11 protein-coding genes are annotated in these 12,064 nt (G+C 36.6%); 6 read left to right on the top strand and 5 right to left on the bottom strand.

The genetic code is table 11. From position 1 onward, the window contains the following. Positions 1-688: 688 nt before the first annotated feature. Both QNJ50_RS26845 and QNJ50_RS26840 read left to right on the top strand, forming a co-directional pair. Positions 689-1,105, top strand: a complete 417-nt coding sequence (locus QNJ50_RS26845; protein ID WP_300641725.1) for a TerB family tellurite resistance protein — start codon at positions 689-691, stop codon at positions 1,103-1,105. A 140-nt stretch (positions 1,106-1,245) separates the two neighbouring features. Then, the gene (locus QNJ50_RS26840) at positions 1,246-1,746 is read left to right on the top strand and encodes a CRR6 family NdhI maturation factor (RefSeq protein ID WP_300641723.1); all 501 of its coding nucleotides are present in this window, start codon (positions 1,246-1,248) and stop codon (positions 1,744-1,746) included. Between the two features lie 77 nt (positions 1,747-1,823). Here the strand turns inward: QNJ50_RS26840 and QNJ50_RS26835 are convergent, their stop codons facing one another. Together QNJ50_RS26835 and QNJ50_RS26830 are read right to left on the bottom strand one after the other, a co-directional pair. Continuing rightward, positions 1,824-2,582, bottom strand: a complete 759-nt coding sequence (locus QNJ50_RS26835) for a hypothetical protein (RefSeq protein WP_300641721.1) — start codon at positions 2,580-2,582, stop codon at positions 1,824-1,826. 1,441 nt (positions 2,583-4,023) lie between these two features. After that, on the bottom strand, positions 4,024-4,980 hold the full coding sequence (locus QNJ50_RS26830) for a glycosyltransferase family 9 protein (RefSeq protein WP_300641719.1): 957 nt from the start codon (positions 4,978-4,980) through the stop codon (positions 4,024-4,026). A gap of 70 nt (positions 4,981-5,050) precedes the next feature. Between QNJ50_RS26830 and ispD the strand changes: the two genes are divergently transcribed. From ispD to QNJ50_RS26815, 3 genes are all read left to right on the top strand, one after another. Further along, positions 5,051-5,728 (top strand): 2-C-methyl-D-erythritol 4-phosphate cytidylyltransferase, encoded by a 678-nt coding sequence (ispD, locus tag QNJ50_RS26825; RefSeq protein WP_300641717.1) that lies wholly within the window; start codon positions 5,051-5,053, stop codon positions 5,726-5,728. Positions 5,729-6,149: 421 nt separating this feature from the next. Continuing rightward, positions 6,150-6,707, top strand: a complete 558-nt coding sequence (gene scpB, locus QNJ50_RS26820; RefSeq protein WP_300641715.1) for an SMC-Scp complex subunit ScpB — start codon at positions 6,150-6,152, stop codon at positions 6,705-6,707. An 81-nt stretch (positions 6,708-6,788) separates the two neighbouring features. Next, positions 6,789-7,136, top strand: coding sequence for a DUF760 domain-containing protein (locus QNJ50_RS26815; RefSeq protein WP_300641713.1), 348 nt, complete (start codon positions 6,789-6,791; stop codon positions 7,134-7,136). 57 nt (positions 7,137-7,193) lie between these two features. Here QNJ50_RS26815 and QNJ50_RS26810 read toward each other — a convergent pair whose 3' ends face one another. Beyond that, the gene (locus tag QNJ50_RS26810; RefSeq protein ID WP_300641711.1) at positions 7,194-8,399 is read right to left on the bottom strand and encodes an HhoA/HhoB/HtrA family serine endopeptidase; all 1,206 of its coding nucleotides are present in this window, start codon (positions 8,397-8,399) and stop codon (positions 7,194-7,196) included. 319 nt (positions 8,400-8,718) lie between these two features. Here QNJ50_RS26810 and QNJ50_RS26805 point away from each other — a divergent pair, with 319 nt between their 5' ends. Continuing rightward, complete coding sequence (locus QNJ50_RS26805) at positions 8,719-9,609, top strand: M23 family metallopeptidase (RefSeq protein ID WP_300641709.1); 891 nt, start codon at positions 8,719-8,721, stop codon at positions 9,607-9,609. Between the two features lie 39 nt (positions 9,610-9,648). Here the strand turns inward: QNJ50_RS26805 and QNJ50_RS26800 are convergent, their stop codons facing one another. Together QNJ50_RS26800 and QNJ50_RS26795 are read right to left on the bottom strand one after the other, a co-directional pair. Next, positions 9,649-10,698: a cysteine hydrolase family protein gene (locus QNJ50_RS26800; RefSeq protein WP_300641707.1), complete on the bottom strand. Its 1,050-nt coding sequence runs from the start codon at positions 10,696-10,698 to the stop codon at positions 9,649-9,651. 78 nt (positions 10,699-10,776) lie between these two features. Next, positions 10,777-11,772, bottom strand: a complete 996-nt coding sequence (locus tag QNJ50_RS26795) for an endonuclease/exonuclease/phosphatase family protein (RefSeq protein WP_300641705.1) — start codon at positions 11,770-11,772, stop codon at positions 10,777-10,779. Positions 11,773-12,064: the final 292 nt, after the last annotated feature.

Raw genomic sequence — 12,064 nt, 5'->3', positions numbered from 1 at the left:
TGACACAAGCGAGTTAATCTGAACCTATTAATAAGGTTTTGAGTGTCACGCACCACCGGTGTATTGTGACAATTGTGTAAGTCCTGAGTTAATTACTCTAGGACAAAAACAAACTTAAACAAGTTGATATGCAGATTCTAAAGATAAATCAGCACACAACTCATATTTTGTTTTTAAGTAGCACGATTTTAAAATCAACCACTACATTCAAATTAGAAATCAAAATTAGAAATCTAGAAATTTTGGTAGTCCTATCATGAATTAATAAATCCTAATTCTCTCCACAATCCAAACTTGAAAAATATGATTCAAGATAATTACAAGAGAAAAATCAAACAGATAAAAATCTTGTATCCTATTTTATATTTGTACTATTTATCTAAATATTATTAATCGTATAAAAATAATTTTTATTTATAAAAAACATTTTTGAATATCTACTTTTAAAAGAAAAAAGCAATTTATTTTCCACATATTTATTCTACTAGCAATCTATTAATTATCTTTTGATAGACAAAAAAATATACATAAATTTGTCTAATTGAGTGCATATATAATCAGTTCAAAATTATAAAAAAAACAAAAAAATACCATCAATTTGTATTTTATTTATCTTTTATATTTCAATGCTTATACTTATACTTGTACCTGCAATCAAGTAAAATTGTTTACACATTTTTAGTAGTTTATGAAAGATAAAATCCACTTGCTGTTTGGTTCTTTATCAACAGATAAGTCAGAGCAAACTCAAAAAGAAGCGATAGTTGAACTACTGATAATGACGATGTATGCTGATAAAACCTTAAAAATAGAAGAAGAGGAAGCGATTAGGAGGTATATTGAAACCCTTGACTGGAAGTCACCCATGTCCGTAGAATATTACCTCGGTATTGCGATCGCGAAAGTGAGAAAAGCTTTAGAGAGTCCAGAGAAAATTCGTTGTTTTTTGGAAGATATTAGTGACAGAGTCAAAACAGTAGAACTGAAGAAACAAGTTTTACAGATATGTATGAATTTAACTGTTTCAGATTCGGAAGTTTCCACCGAAGAAAAAGAATTTTTACAGCTAGTTTCACAAGTTTTTCAAGTTTCTACAGAAGTCTAGGGACTTACAAGCACTCATATATTAAGTAACTATATATACATTATAAAGTTGTTGTTATTAACCTGATGTGACTGGGAAGGCATATTAGCTTAGTATGAGATGTCAAGGCTACTCCAAATAATATTTTTAGACTTGACTCAATGACAAATATTGTAATCAACTCTCAATCCATTAACTCCTTAGATCTTTCACCAGTAAAAAAGATCGTCGATCTCACCTTAAAGCAAGACAGGGATGAAGTACTTGCGAAAGAAGCAATACAATCTTTAGAGCAACAGTTAAGTTTTACGATTGAATATCCTTTGGAACCAGGTGACCCAAGAGAAATATCGGAGGTACCGGAGATTCGCCTTTGGTTTGTCCGTCTTGATGCTTGCTACCCTTGTCTACCTTGGTTTCTTGACTGGAAATCTGGAGAATTTGTTCGTTATACAGCTATGCTGGTTCCCCACCAATTTAGTTCAAAAGAAGGTATTCAGTATAATCCTGAAGCGTTAGAAATCTTCTTAATGCAAAAAATCTTTGTTTTGAGTGATTGGTTACAGAAATATGACATACCAAGCTCATCTCGTTTGAAATCAATGGCGCAGTTGTTAGGCTACGATCTAGATGACGCCTTGTTTGAAATGCTAAAAACATAAAGCATTACAGGTACGTAATTCAATAATTACGCACCTGTAGCAAAAAACAATTTTAGTTTTTTTTGTACTAATAGTATTTATTTGATTTGACTGATATAAAGCAGTGCTGTGTTAAAAGCGTATTCAATTGCCTTGGATTTACTCGGTAGTGTGGAGTGCCAGATACGATAGTCGTTGTATTCAACTATAACATTTGCTACATCCTTAACTTTTATTTGCTTCAAGACTTCATGTTGTATCATTTCAAATTCTTCAAGGGAACCACCTTCCTCCAAGATTTTTTCTGCTGCTTGAATGAACAGGTCAATAGCTGCTCTAGTGTATTCTTTTCCGGCACCTTGAGTAAAAATACTTGAGTCTCTTAAAGCTATAGCTTCATCGCGTAGGAGGTGAGCAATTTCTCTTCTCCCATCGCTATACCAAGCAAAAGGTAGTTGGATATCTAAATACTGGCTATCAGTCAGCTGATACTGGATATATTCCTTGAGGTCGGTGGGCACAATTAACAAATCTTGCCCTGATAACAATTTATCTAAAGAAGTTGTACTTGTATCGATGTGAGAATCGCGAAATATTTCTTCCTGTCCTTCTGGACAATCATAAACTAGGTAAGTCCAAATACCAGAATCATCTGAATTATTATGGCCGGCCTGGTAAAAACTCACTGTACCTTCTTCCTCACACTCATAGTACCAAGTGTTAGTACTGGCTAGTTCAGCACCAATATCATAAGCATGAGATATTTTGGTGAATAATCCAGTAATGTGATATGGCTGAGTTTCTACCTGGAAATAACGTTTGCCGGTACTAATAAAGCTATGTAATCGAATCGCCATTTGCTTTCCCTTTTAATCGCGAGCTAGATAAATGATCGATGCACTTTTTTACAGCAAGAAGGAAATCTAAATAATTAGTTTTATGACATTTAGGACACAGCAATAAGCTATTTAAAATCGGCTTTATGTAGATAGACTAATTTATACCAATTTATACCAAACTAGGAAATTACTTTGTCTTGCTGCATCAAGATTATTCACAATAATCGGAACTTAAATCACTCGAGCTTGTCAACTAATTTTGTGACCTTAACTTCTTTTGTGTGATTTTTATTTATCTTTAGACGTTAATTCATCTTTAGAGATGTTACTAATTTAGATGGCTTGTGTTCGCCTCGCATCACCCTTTTGAAATAGTTTAAGGTGATCTATATTACCTTATACTTTTTATTGTTTACTCTCCATACAAATATGTAAGAAATTCAAATTAATTAAGTAATACTGATTACTAAAAAAATAATTTAGCTCTCAAGAAATGTACATAGTTGTCTCCATTTGCAACTGAGTTATAGATCGTGTAAATATGCCCCTACTAAATTCACAAAGAACTAGTGAGAACAAATTTCTAACTATTCGAATAGCAGCTTCTCTGTGAAGATATTTTTCACTCATAGTATTTTCACCTTTAGTTTTTCTACCTAGATAGCTGTACATAGCTAACTCTAAGTAAACAACATTTAAGCTTGAATATCTACCCACTACTCAAGCTGTTTTTTGCTTGCGAATATATTGTTCCCAAAAAAACTCAAAACTAACAGGCTGCTTGAAAAAAATCAATGTTTTTAAAATCACTACTCGAAAGCTTTTAAGGTCTACATATACAAATCTAGCAGTTAACCTTTTTACTTTCCTCACAGCAGAAGAAAAGCTAACAAAGTAAATTGATAGACCTTTTTGCTACAACACGAACAAACATTAACTAGAGTAATGATTGGATGAGACCCTTAGCATTACATATACTGACCTATTTTGTACAGAGGTGTTAGACCCTTCACTAACAATCTGTATAAAATAAAATAAGCATTTTTAGCGAAATTAATAGTCTTGAAAGTAGCTTTTTTCCGAAGCTATCAAGTACTAAATTGGCTTATTGGGCTTCATAATCTTCCTCCATACAAAAATAATAAATATCTATGACGACAGCATATGTAAATTAGGGTTTTTTAGCCTTTCTTTCCTTATTAGAAAAGAATAAACACTTATGGTATAATAAAATACCTGAGAGTGTCTGTAGTTTATATCACAAAAAAACATAACTTGCTGGGCAAAAAATTATTCCCAGCAAGTTCCTTTAATAAACAGGAAATAGAGGTTGTAAATTTTCAAAAAACGCTTGTGTGGAGAGTACAAAATCATCAGCAAGTAATGCAAATAATTTGAAATTAAAGGCTATCGATCAGTGTATCTCCGGTTTTATTAGCGTTTTCCTCAAGAAGCTTGTTTATGCAAAGATTTTTTCCAAAACTGTTTTAGGTGAAATATCAGCGATTTTTCCACTCGGAGACTCGATAGCAATAATTTTATCGCTTTGGGGTAAAACTTCTTCAGGTTTAGTAGAGCCAAATAAGGCAATAGTGTATGTTTGCACTGCGACACTCAAATACATTGATGAATTGTGCGTACAAAGCATTAAGTTTGCCCCAGCAATAGTAGCTGCTAATTTACCAATATTGTCTGGATAAATGAGCTTAAGCTCAGGTAAAGCTTGTTTCAAGTTAAGAGAAAACTCAGGGTTTTCTGAAGTTGAAACTGCTAATATTGGCATATCTGGTTGCTTCATATTCAAATCTTGAATAATTTGTAACCAGTTTTCCAATGGATAATTTCGGCTCTGGAATTTTTGACTGCTTTGTGGACAAGAGCCTCCATCAATTAAGACATATCCGGTTTCATTAACAGATAACCTCACTTGTTCTCTTTGTGCCCATTCAATATCATTCTTAGGGACATTGATACTTAAATCAGGACAAGGAGATTTAAAACCCAATTCTTCCAGCAAATCATGGTACATATAAGCAGCGTACTGCTTGGCGTTCATGGGAATGGAATTTGTCAGAAAAACGCTTCCACTACCTTTAAAGCCAATACGTTGAGGAATACCAGTCAACCATAGCAAAAGACCAACGAACCAGTCTTGCTTGCTTGTAATGGCAATATCGTACTCCCGATCGCGAATTGTGCCCACCAGGTTACCCCAGTCAGCCAAACTGTTGCGGTCTGAAAAATCAAAGCCAATTACTTCACGAACTGATTTGCTCACTTGGTAAGCAGCTTTAGACCGGGGTTCAGTGACGACATCTATCTGTGCTTGGGGAATTTTGGACAACAAATCATCTAAGGTCGGGAAAAATAGAAGTTGGTCGCCAATTCCGCCAGGGACAAGGGCTACTATTCGCATTTCAATTTCTTTATGCTAACTCGCTCCTTATTTTAGGGGAAAATATAAAGCCTGAAGATTGAGGAATTTTGTGTACTTATTAATCCCAGCCGCCGGAAGCGGAAGAAGAATGGGGAGCGATCGCAATAAACTTCTTTTGTCGCTCTTAGAAAAGCCGATTCTCACTTGGACGTTACTAGCTGCTCAAAAGGCTAGTAGTATCAGTGATATAACCATAATCTGCCAACCACATGACAGAGAAGAAATAGAGATAATTGTCGATGATTTGAAATTAACCAAGGCGATAAAAATTATTAGGGGTGGTTCTAGCCGTCAAGAATCAGTTTACAATGGGCTACAAGCCTTACCAGATAGAGCAGAAAAGGTATTGATTCATGATGGAGCAAGATGTCTCATTACCCCAGAATTATTTGACCGTTGTGTCGATTCTATTCGTGAAATTCAAGGATTAATCGCCGCTGTACCAGTCAAGGATACTATCAAGGTTGTAGATGAACATGGCATCATTCACAATACGCCCGAACGCAGTAAGTTATGGGCTGCACAAACCCCCCAAGGATTTGATGTCAAATTGTTAAAGGAATGTCATGAAAAAGCACTTGATAATGGGTGGAAAGTCACCGATGATGCAGCATTATTTGAAAGATGTGGCTTACCGGTAAAAATTGTTCCTGGAGAAGAAACAAATTTGAAAGTGACTACCCCCCAAGATTTAGCGATCGCAGAATTTATTCTTAGAGGTAGGTAAGAGGCGATTGGGGATTGGCGACTAGGAATTGGCGTTAGCGAACGCTAACGCCAGCCCCTAATCCCCAATCTCCAATAAATCTACTTGACACCTCTACAGGTATGATGATAAATACCTAACATTTATTATTTTTCCTGTGTCATTTGTCTGAGTAAAGTAAAAATTAAAGATAAAATCTGTGAAATTTAGATACTATTTGTACTTGCTTAAAAGTCTACAGGCAATTGCCAGGGAGTAATGACCTAAAGCTTTAGAGTGCTAAACACAGTAGCAGTAAAGCAAGATTAAAATTCAAAGTATTTCTTAGGAAAATATTCTTTGAGTTTATTTTAATGATGCTTTTAACACACAAGTCAAAAGGAAATGTACCTTTACTTCCCCCCTGGCTATAATTTGACCAACGACCAATGACTGGCAATCGATGAATTCAACAACTAAGATAGAAGCGATTCTCTATTTGAAGGGAAAGCCCCTGTCAATTAGTGAAATTGCCGAATATGCCGCTTGCGACCGTGCAAGTGCCGAAGAAGGCATTATCGAACTCATTGACGAATACGCCCGCCGTGACAGCGCCTTGGAAGTTGTAGAAACTCCAAAAGGCTACAGTCTACAATTGCGGTCTGATTTCCACGAATTAGTGAATACTCTCATTCCAGTAGAATTAGGAGTAGGAGCGTTGAGAACTTTAGCTGCAATTGCCCTTAATGAACCAATATTGCAAAGTGATTTAATTGATGTCCGGGGTTCAGGTGCATATCAGCACGTACAGGAATTAGTTGGACAAGGTTTTGTCAAGAAACGTAGAGATAGTGACTCTCGCTCTTATTCGCTGCAGGTAACTCCCAAATTTAACCAGTATTTTCAAATCGAACAACTGCCACATTCTTTATCTTTGAGTAGAAAAGAAAAACAATTGGAATTAAATTTAGAATCACAAGAAACCACTGCTGTAACTTCAGTTGCTGCCGATCGAACATAGCCCTATGACAGGGATAAATATTTCTCCCACTTCAACTATGGTTTAGAGTAGAATTAGCAACTAAGCTAAAAAAAACTACCAATGGTGTTTAATCCCGACTTTCTGAATAATAACTTTGAGGAACATACCCACCAACTTCTTAATGAAAATGGTGACGAACACATAAATCAGTTACTCAAATATTTGCAGCATCAACCACCAGAAGTCTTAGCGCGGGTTGCCCAATCCGTTAGTCCGGAAATTAAACAAATTATTTCGCAAAATGTTCAAGGGCTGGTAGGAATGTTACCTACTGAGAGTTTCAATGTACAGATTACTACTGACAGAGAAAATCTCGCTGGTATGTTGGCATCGGCAATGATGACCGGCTATTTCCTGCGCCAGATGGAACAGCGAATGCATTTAGACCGATTAAGTAACGATCGGTAGTAAACAGCAAATAGTCACCCTTACAGCAGTAATTGACTACCGACTAGCGGCTACCATCTATTTGCGGGAATCGGTGCCTAACTGTACTTTTAAAGTTTGTAATTTACCATTTCGATCTACCTGGATTTCTAAAGTATTTCCCACGGCACTCGATTCTACGATTTTTTGGACCTGGGCAGTTGTCTTGATAGATTTATTATTGATTTTTACAATCAAATCCCCAGGACGGAGCCCACCTGTTTCTGCCGGAGAATCGCTCAAGACTCGTTCGATGACCACTCCATAGTCCTGGTTAATATTCAGTTTTTGTTCTTTGTTAATCCGTTTTTTCTTATTGGGGTTAAGGTCTTCCATCCCGATACCTAAAAAGGGATGATCTGCGTACCCTTTTGTAAATAATTCATTAGCAATGCGGGCTGCTGTTTCAATGGGGATGGCAAAGCCAAGACCTTGAGCATCAGCACGAATTGCAGTATTTACACCAATTACTTCACCATTTGCATTTAATAAAGGTCCGCCAGAGTTTCCTGGATTGATCGCAGCATCGGTTTGAATAAAGCTAACTCGTTTGTCAGGGACTCCCACTTGGGCGCTGGTGCGATCAGTCGCACTAATAATCCCAATGGTTACGGTGTTATCCAAACCCAGAGGATTGCCAATTGCGATCGCCCACTGACCGGGTATTAAATTTTGGGAATTACCCAATTTAACTGTCGGTAGTTTGCTTGCGTCAATTTTTACTACTGCTAAATCGGTAATAGTATCTACCCCCGACACATTGCCTTCAAAGGTTCTGCCATCTTTGAGGGTTACTATAACCGTATCTGTGTTTGCTACTACATGGGCATTAGTTAATATTCTTCCATCTTCAGCAATAATAAAACCCGATCCAGTTCCACGCTCAATTCTTTCTTGGGGAAAAGTATCTTCTTCATCACCAAAGAACCGGCGCAATAGAGGGTTTTTCAATGCGTCCGAAATTGGATTGGCTACTTTACGAGTAGCATTAATTCGAACTACTGCTGGTCCAGTTTGTAGGACTGCTGAAGCTATAAAGTTTTGTTGTTCTCCTCTCCTGGTTTTTACTGGGATTTTGACTGGATTGAGGGGGGTTATTTGTGGTGGTAAAGATACCGTAACATTTCTTAATTCTGGTCTGGGATGATGTGTAGGGAGGAGATAGTAACCACCTAACAAGCCTACACCGCTACCAAGAGCCACTAGGGAAAAATAAACGGTCAGTTGCTTTAGCGATATATTCATAGTTGTTACAGTCATGGATGGCAATGCAGACGCGTTCTTTCTCAAGCGTCTGTTAGCAAGCTATTAACTAGCTATATTACTAAGTAGATAAAAATACAGTCCATTGCTATGGTGTATGAGAATTTAAAATGTACTTGAGAGTCAACCGCAAATAATTAGTAAAAATACTTACCAAACTTCAATAATTGATACTAATACCTGTCAACTTTCTTTCACAGACGATAAATTTAGTCTAGAAAGGTAGTACGCCAACTATATGTAGTAAGCCAACTATTCGATCGTTCATCTGTGGAAGTTAGGAAAAATATTTAATTCAAATATGACTGCTAGCAATCGTCTACTGTTTCCTTGTAGTTTATTTACCACTTTAGCTGTAGTATTAATGGTTCCAAAAACCGTAATATCACAGACTTCTACTAAAAGTTGTCCCACACCAGCCCTGGAACGCTTTGTAAGACACAGGGTAAACTCTGGGGAAACTTTAGAAAAAATAGCCCAGAAATACAACTTGGAAAGTGCGACTATTATCAGGATGAATAGGAGTTTGACAAATCAAGGTGTTAGTGTTGGTCAAGAAATATTAATCCCACCTTATAACGGGGTGATAGTCGAACTATCTCCTACACAAAGTTTGAAGGAAATTGCAGCACAGTATAAAGTCCGTGCTGATGTATTGTTTGAAATTAATGGTTGCTTAAAAAACCCGAGTATAGTGTTTGTTCCCCAGCTAGGAAAATCAGTAAACCCTCCTGCAAAGCAATCTAATCCAAATTCTCCTCAACAACCAGTTATACCAGAGCGAGTAGCCGGTTATCCGTTATCATCGCCAGCCAAAGTGATTTATCCGTTTGGCTGGCAAATGAATCAGGCTACTAAAGAAGTATTTTTCCATAGTGGAGTAGATTTGTCAGCAGAAATTGGAACAAATGTCCAAGCAGTTGACTCTGGAACCGTAGTATTTGCTGACGAACAAGGTTCCTATGGTAATTTGGTAGTCATTTATCATGAAAGCGGTTTACAAAGTCGTTATGCTCATCTTGGCAGCATTAATGTAGCTGTGGGACAGTCAGTGAAAACAGGAGATGTGTTGGGAAAGGTGGGTTCTAGTGGAACTCCTAGTATTTCTGAATCACACCTTCATTTTGAAATTCGCTCGAGTTCAGATTTGGGTTGGGTTGCAAAGAATCCAAACTCTTATTTGCAGCAATGAATTGGTAATGGGTAATGGGTAATGGGTAATTGGTTGCTGTTAAGTTTTAATTTTCAACCATTTAGAAATAGGTTCGCTTGATTTCACTAAGTGCATTCCTGACGCAGCAAATTTGGTAAACGCTGCATCTGCTGTTTCTGTATAGTCAACTACTTCAGGTACTACCACAGGAGAAGTACAGTCTTCTAATATATAAATCTTCTGAGCTTGTTTAATATCAACCTGTTGAATTTCGTTTAATAAATCTTCAATTGTCCAAGCAACACAGTGACTTTTAGCTTGTCCAGCAATAATAACTGCGTCAAATTCCAAAAGTTGCTCGATTAAAGCTGTATTTTTTTGAGCAATTGGATTTTTGTCAAATCCTTCTAAAACTTCTGGACTTAATACAGAATAATTTTCCGTCAAGGGATTATTACCCTTAATTTCAAATTGGGTTTGACTTTCACGAATTAAATTGTGGAAAAATATAGCTTCTTCTATTGCTGAAACTAAAGCATGACCAATACCACCTAACATCGAATGATAAGGCCAGATTGTTAAGGGATATTTACCATTTTGTGTCAATTTGTGAACATAATTATAAGCTTGCTTTTGTAATAAATTTTCATCATTATTAGTAACACTATAGGCAACTGCGGGATTAACTTTCCAAATACCTTTGGCAATATCATCAGGTGTAATATTTGTTACTGCTGGAATTGGATGTTCTCCGGCTTCGTTTACCCAAAAAACTGGATGAAAAATTTGCATTGCTTTATGGGTATCCATAGTCGGTATAATACTTGTAATTACACCTAGATTGTGGTAGATAAATTCGCATAATCTTACATTATCTTCTACTGCCCCATTCCCAGATTTGCCGCCAACAAATAATTCAAAATTGGGTATACAAAAGGTATTTTGTACGTCTATTAATAATAAACAAACACGAGCTTTATCGGTCGATGCTGGCTGTATGTGATATTTTTTTCTCCAAAAGTGTGCTAAAGTCGCAATTTCCTGATAAGTTACACGCCACACTTCTCCAACTTTTGTTGCCTCAAAATGAGGGGGGATAGGTAACTGAATATTTATATTAGAATCCATGATTAACTGTAATTAATTTGATTTTTATCTATCTTTATACAGCAATCAATTAAGTATTTCTTTAGCGCTAAAGTGCTACTACGAACTCAGAGGTATTTCAAATTCAGCAATCAGAGGTGCATGATCTGATTCTGGATAAAGCTTGTCCGTTGCAAAAGCTATTGATTCATCATGTAAAATTTCGTTATGAATCTCTGCACTTCGATAGTAACTCATCAGCGATCGCGAGATTAAAATGTGATCTAACATTCTACCTTGACCGTGATGAAACAAAGTGTAACGCTGGGATTCTGGAATTGAGCGATCGCAGTGTACTAGAACTCGACTGGCTAGCTGAGGATTACCTGTATTTTCTACAGCGCCACAAATTGCTTCAACTGGAACCTCATCACCTTCAGCATTAAAATCACCTGTCACAGCAATTAGAGCATTTTCATCTTCATCAAATAGTCGATCAATGAGAAAACGTGTTTCTAAGGCTTGTCCCACCCGACGCATCGAGGAAATAAAAAAGCCTTCAGCCCAACCAGCAGGAGTTTTCCAAGTAAAGTTATTCACTTTTTGTCCGGGAATATTACTTGGTAGTTTGGATTTGAGGTGAAGATTAATTACATTTAAAGTTTGAGCGTTGGGAAGTTTGATTTTAGCGTGTAAAATCGGTCGTTCCCAAGTAACTTCGTTCGCTTCTTCCGACTCTGGTTGTGCTGTCACTTGACGGTATGAAGGTGCTGGTGCAAACTCATGTTTATATTGTTGATATTCGATAATCTCAAAACGACTGAGAACAACTAAGTTACGTTTGTCAAATACTTGTTGCTTTTGTTTGGTTTGAGTGCTGCTCAGGTAATAGTCTTGATATATTGTGCCTTTTAATAATTCCTTAAGTGCTAATAAATCCCTGGGCTTATTAGACTCTTCTTGTCCGTGAACTTCCTGCAAGCAAAGGATATCCGCATTTAGTCTCAAAAGTTGGGGACCCATTACGGTAATACGTTCTTGAAGCGTGGGTTTTTTACTAGGTTCGTCGTCCAGGTTTTCCAAATTAAAAGTAGCAATCCGTAATTTCAGGTACATACTTAGTCCTACCAACTGTGCTAACCATCCTACAGGATGAGTTAGTTAAAATTGAGACATATTAGTAATATGAATGAATTGATACTCTCTAAGTTTTATCGGTGAATATTCTTCGTATTGCTAAGGCTATATTATGTTATTAGATATTACTTAGTGTTTTATAAATTACGCCTTATGTGAATTAGAAGGTGAAATAACGTAAATTCGTGAGAATAATCAGAAACCTGATTTAAGCCGGTTCTTGAAACCCTTGATATTACAAGGCTGAATTTAATTCACATTAGCCGTAATT

This window comes from Mastigocoleus sp. MO_188.B34, from assembly GCF_030065675.1.
Taxonomy (GTDB): domain Bacteria; phylum Cyanobacteriota; class Cyanobacteriia; order Cyanobacteriales; family Nostocaceae; genus Mastigocoleus.
This window is presented reverse-complemented; position numbering and strand designations above follow the sequence as displayed.